Genomic DNA, 20,535 nt, shown 5'->3' on the forward strand with positions numbered 1-20,535 from the left:
CCGCCCGAACCGAGAACGGAGACCCGCCATGAACGCCCCGCTGCCCGATGCCGTCCGCCTTGCGCTGGAGGCCATCACGCTGGACGACAAGTACACGCTCGGCCACGGCCGGGCCTTCATGAGCGGGGTGCAGGCCCTCGTGCGCCTGCCGATGCTGCAGCAGCAGCGCGACGCGGCGGCCGGCCTGGACACGGCCGGCTTCATCAGCGGCTACCGCGGCAGCCCGCTGGGCACCTACGACCAGGCGCTCTGGGCGGCGAAGAAGCACCTCGACGCCCACCGGATCGTCTTCCAGCCCGGCGTCAACGAAGAACTGGCGGCCACCGCCGTCTGGGGCTCGCAGCAGCTCGACCTGTTCCCGCAGACGAAGAAGCACGACGGCGTGTTCGGCCTCTGGTACGGCAAGGGGCCGGGTGTGGACCGCTGCAGCGACGTGTTCAAGCACGCCAACATGGCCGGCACCGCCCGCCACGGCGGCGTGCTGGCGATCGCCGGCGACGACCACATCAGCAAGAGCAGCACGGCCGCGCACCAGAGCGACCACATCTTCAAGGCCTGCGGCATGCCGGTGTTCTTCCCGAGCACGGTGCAGGAGATCCTCGACATGGGCCTGCACGCGCTGGCGCTGAGCCGCTACTCGGGGGTGTGGGCCGGCATGAAGACGATCCAGGAGGTGGTGGAGTCCTCGTCCTCGGTCAGCATCGAGCCCGACCGCGTGAACATCCTGCTGCCCGAGGACTTCCAGATGCCGCCCGGCGGCCTGCACATCCGCTGGCCCGACACCCCGCTGGAGCAGGAGGCGCGGCTGATGGACCACAAGTGGTACGCCGCGCTGGCCTACGTGCGGGCCAACCGGCTGAACTACAACGTGGTCGCCACGGCGCACGACCGCTTCGGCCTGATCGCCAGCGGCAAGGCCTGGAACGACATGCGCCAGGCGCTGGTCGACCTGGGGCTGGACGACGACACCTGCCGCGCGCTGGGCATCCGCCAGCACAAGGTCAACGTGGTGTGGCCGCTCGAGGCGACGATCACGCGCGACTTCGCCCAGGGGCTGCAGGAGATCCTGGTGGTCGAGGAAAAACGTCAGGTCATCGAATACCAGCTCAAGGAGGAGCTCTACAACTGGCGCGCCGACGTGCGCCCGAACGTGCTGGGCAAGTTCGACGAGCCCGAGGGCGACCAGACCGGCGGCGAGTGGTCCATGCCCAACCCGAGCCAGAACTGGCTGCTGCGCGCCAAGGCCGACCTGACGCCCGCGATCATCGCCAAGGCCATCGCCCGGCGGCTGAAGAAGCTGGGCGTGCCGGCGCACGTGGCCGCCCGCATGGACCAGCGGCTGCAGGTCATCGAGGCCAAGGAGCGGGAACTGGCCGCCCCCGCCACCGCGCCGGTCGGCGACCGCGTGCCATGGTTCTGCAGCGGCTGCCCGCACAACACCAGCACCCGCGTGCCCGAAGGCTCGCGCGCGCTGGCCGGCATCGGCTGCCACTACATGGCGACCTGGATGGACCGCAGCACCATCACCTTCAGCCAGATGGGTGGCGAGGGCGTGGCCTGGGTCGGCCAGGCGCCCTTCACCACCGACACCCACGTCTTCGCCAACCTGGGCGACGGCACCTACTTCCACAGCGGCCTGCTGGCCATCCGCCAGAGCATCGCCTCGGGCGTCAACATCACCTACAAGCTGCTGTGCAACGACGCGGTGGCGATGACCGGCGGCCAGCGGGTGGGCGAACGCCCCGAGGGCCACTCGGTGCTGCAGATCATGCAGAGCCTGATCGCCGAGGGCGTGGCGAAGCTGGTCATCGTCACCGACGAGCCGGCCAAGTACGCGGGCGTGGCGCTGTCGCCAGGCGTGACGGTGCACCACCGCGACGAGCTCGATGCGATCCAGCGCCAGTTCCGCGAGTGCAAGGGCACGACGGCGATCCTCTACGACCAGACCTGCGCGACCGAGAAGCGCCGCCGCCGCAAGCGCGGCACGATGGTCGAACCCGAGAAGCGCGTCGTCATCAACGAGCTGGTCTGCGAGGGCTGCGGCGACTGCTCCGAGCAGAGCAACTGCCTGAGCGTCGAGCCGGTCGAGACCGAGTTCGGGCGCAAGCGGCGCATCAACCAGAACTCGTGCAACAAGGACTTCTCGTGCCTGAAGGGCTTCTGCCCCAGCTTCGTCACGGTCGAGGGCGGGCAGCTCAAGAAGCCGAAGAAGGAGCAGCGCGGTGACCTGAGCGCCCTGCCGCCGCTGCCCGAGCCGGTGCTGCCGGTGGCCGAGAGCGCCTGGGGCATCGTCGTGGCCGGCATCGGCGGCACGGGCGTGATCACGATCGGCCAGGTGCTGGGCATGGCCGCGCACCTCGAGGGCAAGGGCATCGTCACGCAGGATGCGGGTGGCCTGGCGCAGAAGGGCGGCGCGACCTGGAGCCACATCCAGATCGCCAACCGGCCCGACGCCATCCACACCACCAAGGTCGACGTGGCCCGGGCCGACCTGGTGATCGCCTGCGACCCGCTCGTCGCCGCCCACCGCAGCACGCTGGCGACGATGCACGCCGAACGCACCTTCGTCGCGCTCAACAGCCACGGCAGCCCGACCGCCAGCTTCGTGCACGACCCGGACTGGCAGTTCCCGGCCGCCGGCTGCGATGCCGCGCTGGACGCCGCCGCCGGTCCCGGGCACGTGGGCCGCTTCGACGCCGACGAAGCGGCGGTGCAGCTGCTGGGCGACTCGATCTACGCCAACCCGATGCTGCTGGGTTACGCCTGGCAGCAGGGCCGCGTCCCGCTCGGTCGGGCGGCCATCCATCAGGCCATGGCGCTCAACGGCGTGCAGGTCGAACGCAACCAGGCGGCCTTCGAATGGGGCCGCCACTGCGCGCACGACCTGGCCGGCGTGCGGTCGCTCTACGCGGCGGCGCAGGTGATCCGGATCGTGCGGCGGCCCTCGCTCGACGAGCTCGTCACGAAACGCGCCGAGTTCCTGACGGCCAGCCAGGACGCCGCCTGCGCACGGCGCTACCGCGACTTCGTGGCCCGGGTGCGCGAGGCCGAGTCCGGCGCGCTGGGCGCCGGGCCGCATGCCCAACTGCGCCTGACCGAAGCGGTGGCCCGCGGGCTGTTCAAGCTGATGGCCATCAAGGACGAGTACGAGGTCGCCCGGCTGCATGCCGACCCGGACTTCGCGGCCCGGATCGCCACGATGTTCGAGGGGGACTACCGGCTGGTGCACCACCTCGCCCCGCCGATCCTCGGACGCACCGACGCCCGGGGCCACCCCGTCAAGCAGGCCTTCGGGCCGTGGATGCACCGGGTGATGCCGTGGCTGGCGCGGTTGAAGTTCCTGCGCGGCACGGCCTTCGATCCCTTCGGTCGCACCGAAGAGCGCCGCACCGAGCGGGCGCTGATCGGCGAGTACCGCACGATCATCGAGACCCTGCTCGCCGGGCTGAGCGCCGAGCGGCTGCCCGCGGCGGTCGAGATCGCCAGGCTGGCCGAGCAGATCCGCGGCTACGGGCATGTGAAGGCCACGAACCTGGCCCGGGTGCGCGCCAGGTGGGCCGAACTGCTCGCCGGCTGGCACTTGCAACCGCACCCGCACCCGCACCTGTCCCCGGCCAAGCCGGTGGCCGACCGCCCGTCAGCCCCGCTGACTCGCTGACCCGGGCCGCGCGGCCGGCTTCAGGCCACGGCGACGATGCTGCGGTGGGCAGCCCCCGGCAGCACACGCAGCGCCTGGCCGGTCACCGCCGTGTAGACGTGGCTGGCCACGGTGCTGACGTAGACCCAGTCGGCGCGGCATTCGCTGGCGGTGGCCGTCAGCAGCAGGTAGCCGCGGCGGGAGGTGTCGCAGTACTGCAGCGGCCCGATCAGCTCGGTCAGGCCGGCGGCCAGCGCGGCCGGGGCCTCGGCGGGCAGGACGGCCTCGAAACCCGGCGAGCTGACCGAGCTGGTGGCGAATTCGACCCCCACCGGGTGGCCGCTCAGGTCCTTCAGGTCGCTGGCCCAGGCGTTGTGGGTGTCGCCGGCCAGCACGACCAGGTTCTTGTCGAGCGCGCGGGCGGTGGCCAGCACGGTCTCGCGCGCCACCGGATAGCCGTCCCAGGCGTCGAGGTTGTAGGGGATGGCGGGCTGGGCGAGCACGGCCAGCTCGGCCACGGTCAGCGTGGCCGGCGCGATCTGCGCCTTGACCGCCAGGGCCGCATAGGCCGACACGCTCACGCCACTGCCCGGGTTCAGCGCCTCGAACAGGATCGGCGCCGGGATGTCCATGCGCCCCATCAGCACCTGCTGGCCCAGCACCTGCCAGGTGGCGCTCGAGGCCGCCAGCTGCGCCTGCAGCCAGGCGGTCTGGGTCGCCCCGAGCAGCTGGCGGCTGGTGCTCGACAGCGCGGTGGTGAAGGTGGTGGCGTCCAGGCCGCCGCTGGCGCTGAGGTAGCTGGCGTAGTCGAGCTGCTGGTCACGCCCGATCACGCGGGTGTCGAGCATGTGCAGCGCCAGCAGGCCACCGAAGTCGAAGCTGCGGTAGATGGTCAGCGGATCGCTGCCGCTGCGCACCGGCAGCCACTCGTGCCAGGCCTGGGCGGCGGCGGCACGGCGGGAGGCGAAGCTGCCTTCGCTGGCGGCGTCGTGGTTGCCCGCACCGGCGCTCCAGGTGTCGTCGGCGAATTCGTGGTCGTCCCACACCGCGATCATCGGCGCGGCCGCGTGCAGGGCCTGCAGATCGGCGTCACCGCGGTACTGTGCATAACGGCGACGGTAGTCCGACAGCGACAGCAGCTCGGTGGCCGGCTCGACCAGCCGGCCCAGCGTGGCGGCATCGGCGCTGGCATATCCACCCCGCTCGTACTCGTAGAGGTAGTCGCCCAGGTGCACGGTGGCATCCAGGTCCTCGCGCCGGGCGGCTTCGGCGTAGACGTTGAAATGACCCGCCGGGTAGTTCGCGCACGAGAACACCGCCAGCCGGACCTGGCTGGCCGAGTCCGAGGGCAGCGTGCGGGTGCGCCCGACCGGCGAGCGCTGCTCGCCGACCGAGAAGCGGTACCAGTAGGCGGTGCCGGCGCTCAGGCCGGTCGCGTCGACCTTGACGGTCCAGTCGCGCGACACGTCGGTGCTGGTGCTGCCGCTGGCCACGACGGTGGAGAACGCCACCGAGGTCGCCACCTCCCAGCGCAGCGTCACGGCCGACGTGGCCGCGGTGCTCAGGCGGGTCCACAGGATCACCCGGTCGGCCAGCGGATCGCCGCTGGCCACGCCGTGGGCATAAGCGACCCCCGGCTCGTCGTCGTCGCTGCCGCCGCAGCCGGCCAGGCCGATCGTGCCGAGCACCAGCCCGCCCAGCGCCAGGTCGCGCACGAAGGAGCGGCGCCCCGGTGAGGCCGCCTCCTGCGGGACCAGCAGCCGGGGGCCACGCAGCACCGGCAGGCCGGACGGATCACGGGGTTCGGACGGGTCGTTTCGGTTCATGGCGGTCTCCGGCTTCGGGCGAGGGGGCGACACCTGGGCGCATCGTTCGGTGTCCGACTGTAGGGCGCGGGTGTGATGTCGGCGTGTCGTCGCCGCGCCACCACACTCCGTGACCGTGATCACGGCAGCCGGCGCCGGGCGGGACTAGATTCGGAATCCGGAAAAATCACTTCACGAGGAATTGCCATGTCCCACCTGCGCCTGACCCGCACCGCCTCCCTCGCCGCCGCGCTGCTCGCGGCCACCGCCGCCCAGGCCGCCGGCTGGCAGTGGCTGCCGATGTTCAACGATCCGGGCTACCGGGCCGAACCGAGCCTGGCGATCACCGGCAACCGCGTGCTGCCCGACACCGGCCCGACCGCCAACGCCTTCGGCCTGGAGTTCAACGCCAACTGCGGCCTGGTGCAGAGCCCGGACCAGCGCATCCGCACGCACGTGAACCTCAGCCGCACCGACAAGTCGGGCGTGAAGGTGACGGCGCTGGAACTGTCGCCGCGCTACACGGTGCCGCTGGGCGGCGGCCTGTCGGTCGGGGTCGGTCCGAGCGTGGGGGCCTTCCAGGTCAGCACGCCGGGGCTGGACCGCACGCTGCTGGGCCTGGGCGCGGCCGCGGGCGTGAACTTCCGCGCCGGCATGCTCTACACCGGCTTCGACGTGCGCTACCACGCCACCACCTCGCGCGACGGCGTCGATCACGACCCGCTGACCTTCGGCGCCAAGGTCGGCATCAACTTCTGATCCACCGGCCACCTCCACCGCGCTTCATCGGGATTTCATGGCCCCGGCCTAGATTGCATCGCACGTCCGAACCCCACAGGAAGCCCGCGATGCATCGACCCCTTGCCTTGTCCCGCCTGACGGCCACGCTGGCCGCGGCGCTGGTCACGCTCTGCGCCCAGGCGCAGAGCGAAGTGACCGCCGTGCTCGCCGGCCACGCGCTCGTGCCCCACGACACCACGGTGGCCGCCCCGAAGGATGCCGGCCCGCTGTTCGCCACGGCCGGCAAGTTCACCGCGGCCAGCCGCCTGCGCAGCGACACGATCGGGTCGGTGCCGGCCAGCACCTTCGTCGGCGACGCCCGCCATCCGCGCCCCTCCGGCGGGGCGCTGCCGGTGCGGGGCCAGGCGGTGCAGGGTTTTTCGGGCATCGTGATGCTTCAGCGCGACGAGTTCCTCGCGCTGACGGACAACGGCTTCGGCAGCCGGATCAACTCGCAGGACGCGCTGCTGATGGTGCACCGCCTGAAGGTGGACTGGGCCGGCGGCCAGGCGCGGCGGATGGCGACCACCTTCCTGCGCGATCCGGACCGCAGGATCCCGTTCTTCATCCAGAACGAGAACACGCGCGAGCGTTACCTGACCGGCGCCGACCTGGACGTGGAGTCCATCCAGGTGGTCGGCAAGGAGTGGTGGATCGGCGACGAGTTCGGACCCTGGGTGATCCGCTTCGATGCACAGGGCAAGGCGCTCGGCCTGATCGAGACGGTGGTGGGCGACCGGACCTACCGCGGCCCCGACCACTACCTGAACGCCCGGCTGCCGAACTACCCGGGTGAGGCGGGCGGCTACGAGGTGCGCCGCTCGGGCGGCTTCGAGCCGATGGCGCGCTCGATCGACGGCAGCCGGGTCTATCCGATGTTCGAGTGGCCGCTGTGGGACGCGGCGGCCAAGGCGCCCGAGCAGATCGACGGCAAGCCCTACACGCGCATCCTGGAGCTCGACGTCGCCACGCGGCAGTACACCGGCCAGCATAAAAAATACGCCTTCGAGGCGAGCGGCCACGTGGCCGCCGACTTCCAGATGCTGGACGCGACCACCGGCCTGGTGATCGAGCGCGACGACAGCACCGAAGGGGCCGGGCCGGGCTGCCCGGACGAGCCGCGCACCGACTGCTTCACGCGCCCGGCGAAGTTCAAGCGCCTCTACAAGATCGACCTGTCCCAGACCGACGCCCAGGGTTTCGTGCGCAAGGTCGCCTATGTCGACCTGACACGCATCGCCAACCCGAAGCGGCTGGCTCAGGCCGGCCCGAACGAGGCGGTGTTCGTGCTGCCCCACCTCGGCCCGGAAGGCCTGACCGTGGTCGACCGCCGGCACGTGGTGCTGGTCAACGACAACAACTTCCCGTTTTCTTCGGGCCGCCAGATCGGCAAGCCCGACGACAACGAGCTGACGCTGCTCGACATCGGCGCCCTGGTCGACGCGAAATGAGCGGCGCTCAGGCGCGACGGCGGCGTGCCGCCGCGCCGAGCAGCGCCAGCCCGGCGCCCATCAGCGCCCAGCTGCCGGGTTCAGGCACCGCGGCGGCCAGACCGCCGTATTCCACGAAATAGCCCAGGGCGTAGCTGGTGTCGTTCGGTCCGCCGTAGTCGCCCCACAGGCCGAGCGACGGCGCGTTGAGCACCACGTAGTTCTCGCCCAGGCCGAAGTCGTTGGGCTCGTCGGGCGCCCAGGCGCTGAAGGTCAGCGCCTGTCCGGCCTCCGGGCCGCTGCGCCAGGTCCAGGCGTTGGCATCGGTGCCGGCGTCGCTCGCACCGATCCAGCCGGTCTGCCAGGCCCAGCCGGGCTGGGCCGACAGCCAGTCGTTCTCGGCGGCCGACGTGAGCGTCGCGAGGTAACCCTGCTGCCCGTCGAACACCAGCGCGCCGGCCTGCGAGAACGCTTCCTTGGCCGTCACGGCGGTGGCGACCCATTCGTAAAAGTGGCCGTTGCCGGCCCATTGCACCGGCGCGGCGCCCGCCCCTGCGGACATGGCCAGAGCTGCCGCCGCCAGCGCCAGCGGACGGGTCATCGAGCGGGGAACGGAGCGGATCATGGGCAGGGCCTGCGGCGGGAGTTCGATGGCCCCAATGTAACGAACGGTGACCATCCTGGCCACCGTCCACCCCCGGTTCATGGCACCACGGCAAAAAACAGGAAAACCGCGAACAGCACCAGGTGCACCGCGCCCTGCAGCACGGTGGCCCGGCCGCTGCCCAGCGTCAGCACGCCGACGATGAAGGTCAGGAACAGCAGCACGGTGTCCCGACCGCCCAGGCCCAGCGTGAGCGGGTACGGCAGGAACAGCGACAGCACCGCCACCGCCGGCACCGTCAGGCCGATGCTGGCCAGCGCGGAGCCCAGCGCCAGGTTCAGGCTGGTCTGCAGGCGGTTGCTGGCCGCCGCCCGCACGGCGGCCACGGTCTCGGGCAGCAGCACCAGCAGCGCGACCAGCACGCCGACGACGGCCGGCGGGGCACCGACGGCCCGCACCCCGGCCTCCAGCGCCGGCGCCAGCGTCTTGGCCAGGCCGACCACGCTGACCAGGCAGACCACCAGCAGCCCCATCGACAGCAGTGCGACCCGGTCGGGCGGTGGCTCCGCATGGGACTGGTCCCCGCCCTCGGGCAGGAAATAGTCGCGGTGCCGCACGGTCTGCACGAAGACGAACAGCCCGTACAGCGTCAGCGACGCCACCCCCGCGAACGCGAGCTGCGCGACCGACAGCGTCGGGCCGGACGTGGTCGTGGTGAAGGACGGCAGCACCAGCGTCAGCGTGCTGAGGGCCGCCAGCACCGCCAGCGCGGGGCTGGTGCCCTCGACCCGGAAGGCCACCACCCGGTGGCGCAGCCCGCCGACCAGCACGCACAGGCCGACCACCCCGTTGCAGACGATCATGATCGCGGCGAAGACCGTGTCGCGCGCGAGCGCGGCGGTCGACTCGCCACCGGCCAGCATCAGCGCCACGATCAGCGCGACCTCGATGACGGTGACCGCCATGGCCAGCACCAGCGTGCCCATCGGCTCGCCGACGCGGTGGGCCACCACCTCGGCATGGTGCACGGCGGTCAGCACGGCTGCGACGATGCCGCCCCCCACCAGCACCCCGGACAGGCCGCCCAGCGGCTGACCGTAGGTCAGCGCCAGCGCGGCCGCGGCCAGGGCAGGAAACAGCAGACTCCAGAACGGCAGCGCGGGGTGCAGGCGGGACGGGCTCATCGGTCGGTTCGGTGGGGTGAAGTGAGGAACAGCCCCGAGATTACAGGCGGTTCCGATCACCGTGCCCGACCGATGCCATCGGGATGCGCAGCGCCGCCGCGGCGGCCGTCAGTGCTCGCGCAGGCGCAGGATGTTGGCGTCCACCACGTCGCTGACGGGCTGCAGCGCACGGTGGGCGACCAGCAGCGCCTCGCGCTGCCCGTGGGCATGGGCTTCGGGGCTCCACCACAGCGGCGGCGCCACGCTGGCGGTGGCGCCGGCACTGAGCGCGCCCCCGCACAGGACCCACCACGACTCGACGGCCGCGGTCATCTTCTCGGTCACCATGCGCTGCATCTCGTTCATCGCCTCGGGTGACCACGGGACGGCCTGGCTGATGTAGGCCACCCGGCGGGCGACCACCTCGGGCGCGGCGGTCGCCACGCGGGTCGAGGCATTCCAGAAGTTCATCCAATCGGTCATGGGTAGTGCGCCTCAGGTGAATTGACGTAAACGGAAACCCCAATGTTGCACCGCAGCATACTACGGAACACTCGGGATCCCGAAGGCCATCGAGCCGGGTGTCAGGCTTCTGAAGCCCGGCAGGCGCACCATCGATGCGGACCCATCTGATCACCCCCTGGAGGAGGACAACCCATGAGCTATCCCCGTGACGTCTTTGTGGTCGGTGCCGCACGCACCGCGATCGGCACCTTCGGCGGCGCGCTGAAGGACGTGCCTCTGGCCGACGTGGCCACGCTGGCGGTCAGGACCGCACTGGCGCGCAGCGGCGCCCCGGCCGACAGCGTCGGCCACTTGGCCATGGGCACCGTCGTGCCGACCGAGCCGCGTGACGCCTACCTGAGCCGTGTCGCCGCCATCAACGCCGGGCTGCCCAAGGAGACGCCGGCCTTCAACGTCAACCGCCTGTGCGGCTCGGGCCTGCAGGCCATCGTGTCGGCGGCGCAGTCGCTGATGCTGGGTGACGCCGAGGTGGCGATCGGCGCGGGCGCCGAATCGATGAGCCGCGGGGCCTACCTGCTGCCGCAGGCGCGCTGGGGCGCACGCATGGGCGACTCGCCGATGCTCGACTTCGTGGTCGGCGCGCTGCACGACCCCTTCCACAAGATCCACATGGGCGTGACGGCCGAGAACGTGGCCGAGCAGTACGGCATCACCCGCCAGATGATGGACGAGCTGGCGGTCGAGAGCCACCGCCGCGCGACCGCCGCCATCGAGCAGGGCCGCTTCAGGAGCCAGATCGTGCCGGTCGAGATCGCCAGCCGCAAGGGCACGATCAGCTTCGACACCGACGAGCACGTGAAGGCGGGCACGACGATGGAGACGCTGGGCAAGATGAAGCCGGCCTTCAAGAAGGAAGGCGGCACGGTCACCGCGGGCAACGCCTCGGGCATCAACGACGGTGCGGGCGCCATCGTGCTGGCCACGGCCGGGGCGATCCAGGCGCACGGCCTCAAGCCGATGGCACGCCTGGTCGCCTACGCCCACGCCGGGGTCGAGCCGACCCTCATGGGCATCGGCCCGGTGCCGGCGACCCGGCTGGCGCTGCAGCGCGCCGGCCTGAAGATCGCCGACCTCGACGTGATCGAGTCCAACGAGGCCTTCGCCGCCCAGGCCTGCGCGGTGGTCCAGGCGCTGGAACTCGATCCGGCCAAGGTCAACCCGAACGGCTCGGGCATCTCGCTGGGCCACCCGATCGGGGCGACCGGCGCCATCATCACGACCAAGGCCCTCTACGAGCTGGAGCGCATCGGCGGGCGTTATGCGCTGGTGACGATGTGCATCGGCGGCGGCCAGGGCATCGCCGCCATCTTCGAACGCGTCTGAGCGACAGGCACGACGGTCGCGAGACCGGTTTCAGCGGGCCCTCGCGGGCCCGTCTTTTTTTGAGCTTCAGCGCCGCTGCAGCGTGATCGCCAGCTCGAACCAGCGGCCATTCGGATGCGGCACCGGCACGTGGGGCGGTGCCGGCCAGTCCCAGCCGGACGCGGGCAGCAGCGCACGCAGCATGTGCACGTCGAGGTGATAGGGCGGGCCTTCGACGCGACCCTCGCGGGCGCCCTCGCGCAGCGCCTGCATGGCCAGCAGCGCCAGCGTGCCGCCCGGCCGCAGCCAGTGCGCCAGCCGGGCGGCGTAGGCCGACCAGTGGTCGGGGTGCAGCGCGCACCAGCAGGTCTGCTCGTAGATGACGTCGACCGGCTCGTCGGGTTGCCAGGCCAGCACGTCGGCCTGCACCAGCGTGACCGCCGAGGCGGGCAGGCCCGCGGCCTCCAGGCGCTGGCGGGTCAGGGCCAGCGCACCGGGCGCGTAGTCGATCGCCGTGACGTGGCAACCCGCCTGCGCCAGCGCCAGCACCTCGTGGCCGCTGCCGCAGCCCGGCACCGCCACCCGCACCCCCGGCGCCAGCAGGCCGGCCTGCTGCCAGACGGCCAGCTGCGGGCCGGGCTCGCCGCGGTCCCAGGGCAGGTCCCCGGCCTCGAAACGCTGCTGCCAGAAGTCGAGGGTCGGGCCGGCCATGGTCACGCCCCGCGGATCAGGCCGACTTGGCCAGCAGCTCGAAGTGCTCGACCACCGGCGGCTGCGCGAAGAACGGGCCGACGATGGCGCGCCATTCGGCGAAGGCCGGCGACTCGCGGAAGTCGACCGTGTGGTTCTCCAGCGTCGCCCACCAGATCATCAGCAGGTAACGCTCGGGCGACTCGATGCCCTTGTTGACCTTGTAGCCCCAGAAGCCCTTCGCCTTGCTGATGACGGTGCTCAGGCCATGCTGGATGGCGACGTCGAACTCGGCTTGGCGGCCGGGCTGGATGCGGATGTCGGCAACTTCGAGAATCACGGAAAGATCTCCTGTACGGAACGGGCCAATGAGCCCGGCATCGTAGCGCCAAGCGGGCCCGCGACGGCGACGCCTAGAATCGGTCGATGGCCATCCGTTCCACCATCTACAAAGCCGAGCTGTCGATCGCCGACATCGAACGCAACTACTACGCCGATCACCAGCTCACGGTGGCACGCCATCCGTCGGAAACCGAGGAGCGCCTGATGGTGCGGCTGGTGGCGTTCGCGATGCACGCGCACGAGGCCCTCGCGCTGGGCGGCGACATCTCCACCGACGACGAGCCGGCGCTGTGGCGCCGTGCGCTGACCGGCGACATCGAGCAGTGGATCGAGGTCGGCCTGCCCGACGAGCGCCTGCTGCGCAAGGCCTGCGGCCGTGCCGACGAGGTGGTCGCGCTGACCTACGGCGCCCGCAAGGCCGACCTCTGGTGGACCGACAACGCCAACGCGCTGGGCCGCCAGCGCAACCTGACGGTGTGGAACCTGACCGCCGAGGACTGCGAATCGCTGGTCAGCCTGTGCCAGCGCTCGATGCGCCTGGGCATGACGATCCAGGACGGCCAGATCCTGATCGCCAGCGGTGCGCACAGCATCGAGATCAGCCCCGTGCTGCTGCAGAAGGCCGCGGGCAGGAAGTGACGCAGCAGCGACAATGGCGGACTGGCCGCACGGCCGGCCCGTCCCGTCCGAGTCACGCCCCCCGTTCCGCCCCGAGTTCCGCATGAGCACCGATCCCACCTCCCCGCTGGCCCGCGACATCCTGCGTCGCCGCACCTTCGCGATCATTTCCCACCCCGACGCCGGCAAGACCACGCTGACGGAAAAGCTGCTGCTGTTCTCGGGCGCGATCCAGATCGCCGGCTCGGTCAAGGCCCGCAAGGCCAGCCGCCACGCCACCTCCGACTGGATGGAAATCGAGAAGCAGCGCGGCATCTCGGTGGCCTCGTCGGTGATGCAGATGGAATATGGCGACTGCGTCATCAACCTGCTCGACACCCCCGGCCACCAGGACTTCTCGGAAGACACCTACCGCGTGCTGACCGCGGTGGACGCGGCGCTGATGGTGGTGGACGCGGCCAACGGCGTGGAAGAGCAGACGCTGCGCCTGCTGAAGGTCTGCCGGGCCCGCAACACGCCCATCATCACCTTCGTCAACAAGATGGACCGCGAGGTCAAGGAACCGCTGGCGCTGCTCGACGAGATCGAGCAGACGCTGGGCATGAGCCTGGTGCCGATGACCTGGCCGGTGGGCATGGGCCGCAACTTCCGCGGCGTGATGGACCTGCAGCATGACCGCATGCGGGTCTTCAAGGCCGGTGCCGACAAGATGGAGAACGCCGGCGACGAGGTCGTCGACGGCCTGGACAACCCGGTGCTGGCCGAACGTTACGGCCTGGACTTCGAGAACGCCACCGGCGAGATGGAGCTGCTGCGCGAGGCCACCCCGGCGCTGGACCGCGAGGCCTTCCTGGCCGGCCAGCAGTCGCCGCTGTTCTTCGGCTCGGCGGTGAACAACTTCGGCGTGCAGGAAGTGCTCGACGCGCTGGTCGCGCTGGCCCCGCCGCCCGGCGAGCGCCAGGCGCAGGAGCGCCTGGTCGTGCCGACCGAGGAGAAGTTCAGCGGCGTGGTCTTCAAGGTGCAGGCCAACATGGACCCGGCCCACCGCGACCGCATCGCCTTCGTGCGGGTGTCCTCGGGCCGCTTCACCCGCGGCATGCGCCTGAAGGTGACCCGCAACGGCAAGGAGATCCGCCCGCAGACGGTGGTGAGCTTCCTGTCGCAGCGCCGCGAGCTGGTCGACGACGCGGTGGCTGGCGACATCATCGGCATCCCGAACCACGGCGTGCTGCAGCTGGGCGACACGCTGACCGAAGGCGAGATGCTGCATTTCACCGGCCTGCCCTTCTTCGCGCCGGAAAGCTTCCGCACCGTCGAGATCAAGGATCCGCTGCGCAGCAAGCAGCTGCGCCAGGGCCTGCAGCAGCTGGGCGAAGAAGGGGCGATCCAGGTGTTCAACCCGGTCTCGGGCGGCTCGCTGATGCTGGGCGCGATCGGCCAGCTGCAGTTCGAGGTGGTGCTGCACCGCCTCAAGAGCGAGTACGGCGTCGACGCCCGGCTGGACAACTGCCGCTTCTCGATCGCCCGCTGGATCACCAGCGCCGACGAGGCCAAGCTGAAGAAGTTCATCGACTCCGAGCCGCTGCGCATCGCCCACGACGTGGTCGGCGCACCGGCCTTCCTGGTGCAGTACAGCTCCGACCTGCGCGTGGCGCAGGAGCGGGCGCCCGACGTCCAGTTCCACTCGATGCGCGAGCACTCGGGACGGGTGTTCAACGCCGCCCCGTCGCTCTGACGCCGGAGCCCCCTGCGACGGACCGGACCCGAACGTGGGTCGGCCGACGCGGCGGGCGGGCGGCAGGTCAGTCGACCGGGTTCGCGCTCGGCAGCGGGTAGGTGCCCGGCACCAGGATGCGGCGGTCCACGTTCATGAGCCGGGTGTGGCCGGTGAACGCCATGGTGACGTCGAGCTCCTTGTGCAGGATCTGCAGCGCCTTGGTGACGCCGGCCTCGCCCATCGCCCCCAGGCCGTAGACCATCGCGCGGCCGATCAGCGTGCCGCGTGCGCCCAGGGCCCAGGCCTTCAGCACGTCCTGGCCGCTGCGGATGCCGCCGTCCATCCAGACCTCGATGCGGTCGCCCACCGCCTCGACGATGGCCGGCAGCGCCTCGATCGAGCTCAGCGCCCCGTCGAGCTGGCGCCCGCCATGGTTGCTGACCACGATCGCGTCCGCGCCGCTGGCCACCGCCAGGCGGGCGTCCTCGACATCCTGGATGCCCTTGAGGATCAGCTTGCCCCCCCATTGCGCCTTGACCCAGGCCACGTCGGCCCAGGACAGGGTCGGGTCGAACTGCTCGTTGGTCCAGGCCGACAGCGAGCGCATGTCGCTGACCCCCTTGACGTGGCCGACCAGGTTGCGGAAGGTGTGGCGCTTCGTGCCGGCCATGCCCAGGCACCAGCGCGGCTTGCCCATCAGGTTGATGATGTTGGTCAGCGTCGGCCTGGGCGGCGCGGTCAGGCCGTTCTTCAGGTCCTTGTGGCGCTGGCCGATCACCTGCAGGTCCAGCGTGAGCACCAGCGCGCTGCACCGGGCGGCGCGCGCGCGCTCGATCATGCGGGCCATGGCCTCGCGGTCGCGCATCATGTAGAGCTGGAACCAGAACGGCGCGGTGGTGTGCTGCGCGATGTCCTCGATCGAGCAGATGCTCATCGTCGACAGCGTGAACGGGATGCCGAACTTCTCGGCCGCACGCGCGGCGTGGATCTCGCCGTCGGCGTGCTGCATGCCGGTCAGGCCGACCGGCGCGATGGCCACCGGCATCTTCGCGTCGACGCCAACCATCTTCACCGCGGTGCTGCGGTTCTCCATGTTGACCGCCACGCGCTGGCGCAGCTTGATCTTCTGGAACTCGCTCTCGTTGGCGCGGTAGGTCGACTCGGTCCACGAACCCGAGTCGGCGTAGTCGTAGAACATGCGCGGCACGCGCTTCTCGGCCAGCTGGCGCAGGTCCTCGATGGTGGTGATGACGGTCATGGGCATGTCTCCTGCACCCTGGGTGAGCGCGCCACGACCGTTCGGGGCCTGCGCGAGGGCTGGGGACGGATGCTAGCCAAGGCCGGACGGCGCGGGCGGAAAGTTCTTCAGCCCGGACCGGAAAGCGACTCCAGTGCCCGCAGGGCGATCGCCTGGCTGCGCCCGGCCAGCCAGGCGATGAACTGCTCGCCGGCCGGCCGGCCGGTGTTGCAGACGGCGTAGTAGTGGTTGCGGGGCCGCGCCACGAGCCGGAAGACCGGCCGCAGCGCGCCACTGCGCAGCCAGCCATGCGCCAGCGACGGGCGCGCCAGCGCGACCCCCTGCCCGCAGACGGCCGCCTCCAGCGTCATGCCCAGGTCGACCAGGCGGGGGCCGGTCGACGGTTCGCGCCACGGCAGCCCGGCCACCTGCCACCACGGCGCCCAGGGCTCCAGCGGCGTGCGCAGCAGCGGTGCGCCGGCCAGGTCGGCCGGCACCCGCAGGGGCGGCAGGCGCTCGAGCAGCACCGGCGCGGCCACCGGCAGCAGCACGTCGTCCATCAGCGGCACGACCCCCGGACTGCACAGGTCCCCGTTGCGGATGTCGACGTCGGCCTCCGAGACACCGCCGTCGAGGAAGGGGATCGACAGCACCACCTCGAGCTCGATCTCCGGATGCAGGCGGCCGTAGTCCTCCAGCAGCGGCACCAGGATCTGGCGGGCGAAGGTCGGCGGCGAGCTCACCCGCAGGCGCTGCACCCGCTGCGCCTCGCGCTGGTGCAAGGGCACCGCGGCCAGCAGCGTCAGCGCGGCCCGCACCTGCTCCAGGTACTCCTTGCCCGCCGCGGTCGGCGTCACCCCCCGCAGCCCGCGGGCCAGCAGCGCGGTCGACAGCAACTCCTCCAGCGTGGCCACACGCTTGCTGATCGCGCTGGCGGTCACGCCGAGCTCGTCGGCCGCCCGCTCGAAGCTGCCCAGGCGCACCGCCGCCTCGAACGCACGCAGGCCGTCGATCGAGGGGAAACGCACGTCACCAGGGCTCAGCATGACCCCGATGCTAGTCCAGGCCGGCCCCTCAGCCGAGGCGCCGAAGGGCTTGACTTGCTGGCCGAGCCGTGCTGTCTTATACTCATAGGCTTTTCGGCAGTTCCGGCTGCGCGAAAGACAATTCACGTCGTAACTTCAAACGGGAACAAGTTACCCATGCCTACCATCAACCAGCTCGTGCGCCACGGCCGTCAGGTCGAGGTCACGAAGTCGAAGTCGCCTGCGATGCAGAACTGCCCGCAGCGCCGCGGTGTCTGCACCCGCGTCTACACCACGACCCCGAAGAAGCCGAACTCGGCACTTCGCAAGGTCGCCAAGGTGCGCCTGACCAACGGTTTCGAGGTCATCTCGTACATCGGCGGTGAAGGCCACAACCTGCAGGAACACAGCGTCGTGCTCGTGCGCGGCGGCCGTGTCAAGGACTTGCCGGGTGTGCGTTACCACATCGTGCGCGGCTCGCTCGACCTGCAAGGCGTCAAGGATCGCAAGCAGTCGCGCTCCAAGTACGGCGCGAAGCGTCCCAAGAAGGCCTGATCCGTCGGGTCATGAAGCGGTCACCCGCGGGCTCCATGCTCGCGCCCGGTGGCGAATCTGCGGTTCCGGGCGGCACAAGCCGTCAGCGTGAACCGAGTAAGTGGGTGTCCTGAGATTGCCGTGACACCCGTGGCCTGGGAATCGTCCCAAGCCGACTGAAGTCTCGAAAGGAAGAGAAATGCCTCGTCGTCGCGAAGTACCCAAGCGGGATATCCTGCCGGATCCGAAGTTCGGATCGGTCGACCTGTCCAAGTTCATGAACGTCATCATGGAATCGGGCAAGAAGGCTGTTGCAGAGCGCATCATCTACGGTGCCCTGGAACAGGTCGAGAAGAAGGCCGGCAAGGACCCGCTGGAAATCTTCATGATCGCGCTGAACAACGTCAAGCCGATGGTGGAAGTGAAGTCCCGCCGCGTCGGTGGCGCGAACTACCAAGTTCCCGTGGAAGTTCGCCCGTCGCGCCGCATGGCCCTGGCCATGCGCTGGCTGAAGGAATCGTCGCGCAAGCGCAGCGAGAAGTCGATGGCCCAGCGTCTGGCCAACGAACTGCTCGAAGCCTGCGAAGGCCGCGGCGGCGCCATGAAGAAGCGTGACGAAGTCCACCGCATGGCTGAAGCCAACAAGGCGTTCTCGCACTTCCGTTTCTGAGCAGGTCCCACCAGACCTTGAACCCCCTGGCTGCCCTCTTCGGTCCGATCGACCGTCTGGGGCAGTCTTTGCATTTGGAGTGACATCATGGCTCGCCAGACCCCCATCGAGCGGTACCGCAACATCGGTATCTCGGCTCACATCGACGCCGGCAAAACCACCACCACCGAGCGCATCCTGTTCTACACGGGTGTGAACCACAAGATCGGTGAAGTCCACGATGGCGCGGCCACGATGGACTGGATGGAGCAGGAACAGGAACGCGGCATCACGATCACGTCGGCCGCGACGACCTGCTTCTGGAAGGGCATGGACCGCTCGCTGCCGGAACACCGCTTCAACATCATCGACACCCCCGGACACGTGGACTTCACCATCGAAGTCGAACGTTCGATGCGCGTGCTCGACGGTGCCTGCATGGTCTACTGCGCCGTGGGTGGCGTGCAGCCGCAGTCGGAAACCGTCTGGCGCCAAGCCAACAAGTACAAGGTGCCCCGCCTCGCGTTCGTCAACAAGATGGACCGCACCGGCGCGAACTTCTTCAAGGTCGTCGACCAGATGAAGACCCGCCTGCGCGCGAACCCGGTTCCCGTGGTCGTGCCGATCGGCGCTGAAGACACCTTCACCGGCGTGGTCGACCTGCTGAAGATGAAAGCCATCATCTGGGACGAAGCCTCCCAGGGCATGAAGTTCAGCTACGAAGACATCCCGGCCGAACTCGAAGGCGTCGCCCAGGAATGGCGCGAGAAGCTGGTCGAGGCCGCTGCCGAAGCGTCCGAAGAGCTGATGAACAAGTACCTCGAGACGGGTGAGCTGACCGAGGAAGAGATCAAGCTGGCGATCCGCACGCGGACCATCGCCTGCGAGATCCAGCCGATGCTGTGCGGCACCGCGTTCAAGAACAAGGGCGTGCAGCGCATGCTCGACGCCGTGATCGACTACCTGCCCTCGCCGGTGGACATCCCCCCGGTCAGCGGCACCGATGACGACGACCAGCCGATCAGCCGCAAGGCCGACGACAAGGAGAAGTTCTCCGCGCTGGCCTTCAAGCTGATGACCGACCCGTTCGTCGGTCAGCTGACCTTCGTGCGTGTGTATTCGGGCGTGCTGCAGTCGGGTTCGACCGTCTACAACCCGATCCGCGGCAAGAAGGAACGCATCGGCCGCATCCTGCAGATGCACGCCAACCAGCGTGAAGAGATCAAGGAAATTCTGGCCGGCGACATCGCCGCCTGCGTGGGCCTGAAGGAAGTCACCACGGGCGAGACCCTGTGCGACATCGACTCGCCGATCACGCTGGTGAAGATGATCTTCCCGGAGCCGGTGATCTCGCAGGCCGTCGAGCCCAAGACCAAGGCCGACCAGGAAAAGATGGGCATCGCGCTGGGTCGCCTGGCTGCGGAAGATCCGTCGTTCCGCGTGCGCACCGACGAAGAATCGGGCCAGACCATCATTTCCGGCATGGGCGAGCTGCACCTGGAAATCATCGTCGACCGCATGAAGCGCGAATTCGGCGTGGAAGCCAACGTCGGCAAGCCGCAGGTGGCCTACCGCGAAACCATCCGCAAGTCGGTGGAAGACGTCGAAGGCAAGTTCGTGCGTCAGTCCGGCGGCAAGGGCCAGTACGGCCACGTGGTGCTGAAGGTCGAACCGCAGGAAGCCGGCAAGGGCTTCGAGTTCGTCGACGCCATCAAGGGTGGTGTGGTTCCGCGCGAATTCATCCCCGCGGTGGAAAAGGGCCTGATCGACACGCTGCCCAACGGCGTGCTGGCCGGCTTCCCGGTGGTGGACGTCAAGGTCACGCTGACCTTCGGTTCGTACCATGAAGTCGACTCGAACGAAAACGCCTTCAAGATGGCCGCTTCGATGGGCTTCAAGGACGGCATGCGCAAGGCCAACCCGGTCATCCTCGAGCCGATGATGGCCGTGGAAGTCGAGACCCCGGAAGACTACGCCGGCTCGGTGATGGGCGACCTGTCCAGCCGCCGCGGCATGGTCCAGGGCATGGACGACATGGTCGGTGGTGGCAAGGTCATCCGCGCCGAAGTGCCGCTGTCGGAAATGTTCGGCTACTCGACGACGCTGCGCTCGGCCACGCAAGGCCGCGCCACGTACACGATGGAGTTCAAGCACTACAGCGAAGCTCCGAAGAACGTGGCTGACGCGATCATCACCGCTCGCGCCAAGTAAAGTCATGCCGCTGCCACCTGCGGGTGGCAGCATTCATCTGTTGTCTTCGGAAGGCCTGCCGTGAGCTGCCAGTGGCTCACGGACACGCAGTGCGCCGGAGACATAAAACCGCACACTGGCAATGTTCTTTGATCTGGAGATCTGAAAATGGCTAAGGAAAAATTCGAGCGGACCAAGCCGCACGTCAACGTCGGCACGATCGGTCACGTGGACCACGGCAAGACGACCCTGACGGCGGCCATCACCACCGTGCTGGCAGCCAAGTT

General features: G+C 69.6%; 18 protein-coding genes. 10 read left to right on the top strand and 8 right to left on the bottom strand.

Features of this window, described 5'->3' with window-relative positions:
• Positions 1 to 28: 28 nt before the first annotated feature.
• Positions 29 to 3,658 (top strand): indolepyruvate ferredoxin oxidoreductase family protein, encoded by a 3,630-nt coding sequence (locus C7444_RS18675; RefSeq protein WP_110402371.1) that lies wholly within the window; start codon positions 29 to 31, stop codon positions 3,656 to 3,658.
• Between the two features lie 20 nt (positions 3,659 to 3,678).
• Here C7444_RS18675 and C7444_RS18680 read toward each other — a convergent pair whose 3' ends face one another.
• Positions 3,679 to 5,463, bottom strand: coding sequence for an alkaline phosphatase D family protein (locus tag C7444_RS18680; RefSeq protein ID WP_110402372.1), 1,785 nt, complete (start codon positions 5,461 to 5,463; stop codon positions 3,679 to 3,681).
• A 186-nt stretch (positions 5,464 to 5,649) separates the two neighbouring features.
• Between C7444_RS18680 and C7444_RS18685 the strand changes: the two genes are divergently transcribed.
• Complete coding sequence (locus C7444_RS18685; RefSeq protein WP_110402373.1) at positions 5,650 to 6,201, top strand: hypothetical protein; 552 nt, start codon at positions 5,650 to 5,652, stop codon at positions 6,199 to 6,201.
• A gap of 89 nt (positions 6,202 to 6,290) precedes the next feature.
• Positions 6,291 to 7,673: an esterase-like activity of phytase family protein gene (locus C7444_RS18690; RefSeq protein ID WP_110402374.1), complete on the top strand. Its 1,383-nt coding sequence runs from the start codon at positions 6,291 to 6,293 to the stop codon at positions 7,671 to 7,673.
• A 7-nt stretch (positions 7,674 to 7,680) separates the two neighbouring features.
• On the opposite strand, the gene C7444_RS18695 is transcribed toward C7444_RS18690, so the two are convergent.
• The 3 genes from C7444_RS18695 to C7444_RS18705 form a co-directional block, all read right to left on the bottom strand.
• Entirely contained in the window at positions 7,681 to 8,277 is a 597-nt protein-coding gene (locus tag C7444_RS18695) for a PEP-CTERM sorting domain-containing protein (protein WP_146219447.1), read from the bottom strand.
• 77 nt (positions 8,278 to 8,354) lie between these two features.
• A complete protein-coding gene (locus C7444_RS18700; protein WP_110402376.1) occupies positions 8,355 to 9,440 on the bottom strand; it encodes a calcium:cation antiporter in 1,086 nt (361 codons plus the stop codon).
• Positions 9,441 to 9,548: 108 nt separating this feature from the next.
• Entirely contained in the window at positions 9,549 to 9,890 is a 342-nt protein-coding gene (locus C7444_RS18705) for a hypothetical protein (protein ID WP_110402377.1), read from the bottom strand.
• 186 nt (positions 9,891 to 10,076) lie between these two features.
• Between C7444_RS18705 and C7444_RS18710 the strand changes: the two genes are divergently transcribed.
• Positions 10,077 to 11,267, top strand: a complete 1,191-nt coding sequence (locus C7444_RS18710; RefSeq protein WP_110402378.1) for an acetyl-CoA C-acyltransferase family protein — start codon at positions 10,077 to 10,079, stop codon at positions 11,265 to 11,267.
• Positions 11,268 to 11,333: 66 nt separating this feature from the next.
• Here the strand turns inward: C7444_RS18710 and C7444_RS18715 are convergent, their stop codons facing one another.
• Both C7444_RS18715 and C7444_RS18720 read right to left on the bottom strand, forming a co-directional pair.
• Positions 11,334 to 11,957, bottom strand: coding sequence for a methyltransferase domain-containing protein (locus C7444_RS18715; RefSeq protein ID WP_110402379.1), 624 nt, complete (start codon positions 11,955 to 11,957; stop codon positions 11,334 to 11,336).
• Positions 11,958 to 11,973: 16 nt separating this feature from the next.
• Complete coding sequence (locus C7444_RS18720; RefSeq protein WP_110402380.1) at positions 11,974 to 12,276, bottom strand: antibiotic biosynthesis monooxygenase family protein; 303 nt, start codon at positions 12,274 to 12,276, stop codon at positions 11,974 to 11,976.
• Between the two features lie 86 nt (positions 12,277 to 12,362).
• Between C7444_RS18720 and C7444_RS18725 the strand changes: the two genes are divergently transcribed.
• Both C7444_RS18725 and C7444_RS18730 read left to right on the top strand, forming a co-directional pair.
• Positions 12,363 to 12,917 carry a YaeQ family protein gene (locus C7444_RS18725; protein WP_110402381.1) on the top strand — a complete coding sequence of 185 codons (555 nt, stop codon included), beginning with the start codon at positions 12,363 to 12,365 and terminating at the stop codon, positions 12,915 to 12,917.
• An 82-nt stretch (positions 12,918 to 12,999) separates the two neighbouring features.
• On the top strand, positions 13,000 to 14,631 hold the full coding sequence (locus C7444_RS18730) for a peptide chain release factor 3 (RefSeq protein ID WP_110402382.1): 1,632 nt from the start codon (positions 13,000 to 13,002) through the stop codon (positions 14,629 to 14,631).
• Between the two features lie 67 nt (positions 14,632 to 14,698).
• Here C7444_RS18730 and C7444_RS18735 read toward each other — a convergent pair whose 3' ends face one another.
• The gene (locus C7444_RS18735) at positions 14,699 to 15,871 is read right to left on the bottom strand and encodes an alpha-hydroxy acid oxidase (RefSeq protein WP_110402383.1); all 1,173 of its coding nucleotides are present in this window, start codon (positions 15,869 to 15,871) and stop codon (positions 14,699 to 14,701) included.
• Positions 15,872 to 15,978: 107 nt separating this feature from the next.
• The gene (locus C7444_RS18740) at positions 15,979 to 16,896 is read right to left on the bottom strand and encodes a LysR substrate-binding domain-containing protein (protein WP_110402384.1); all 918 of its coding nucleotides are present in this window, start codon (positions 16,894 to 16,896) and stop codon (positions 15,979 to 15,981) included.
• Between the two features lie 156 nt (positions 16,897 to 17,052).
• Here C7444_RS18740 and rpsL point away from each other — a divergent pair, with 156 nt between their 5' ends.
• The 4 genes from rpsL to C7444_RS18760 form a co-directional block, all read left to right on the top strand.
• On the top strand, positions 17,053 to 17,430 hold the full coding sequence (gene rpsL / locus C7444_RS18745; RefSeq protein WP_058088974.1) for a 30S ribosomal protein S12: 378 nt from the start codon (positions 17,053 to 17,055) through the stop codon (positions 17,428 to 17,430).
• A 178-nt stretch (positions 17,431 to 17,608) separates the two neighbouring features.
• Positions 17,609 to 18,079: a 30S ribosomal protein S7 gene (gene rpsG, locus C7444_RS18750; protein ID WP_110402385.1), complete on the top strand. Its 471-nt coding sequence runs from the start codon at positions 17,609 to 17,611 to the stop codon at positions 18,077 to 18,079.
• An 87-nt stretch (positions 18,080 to 18,166) separates the two neighbouring features.
• Entirely contained in the window at positions 18,167 to 20,269 is a 2,103-nt protein-coding gene (gene fusA / locus C7444_RS18755) for an elongation factor G (RefSeq protein WP_110402386.1), read from the top strand.
• Between the two features lie 147 nt (positions 20,270 to 20,416).
• A partial coding sequence (locus C7444_RS18760; protein ID WP_043420540.1) for a GTP-binding protein occupies positions 20,417 to 20,535 on the top strand: 119 nt, incomplete at its 3' end.

It is taken from the genome of Sphaerotilus hippei, from assembly GCF_003201595.1.
In the GTDB taxonomy this organism is placed as follows: domain Bacteria; phylum Pseudomonadota; class Gammaproteobacteria; order Burkholderiales; family Burkholderiaceae_C; genus Sphaerotilus; species Sphaerotilus hippei.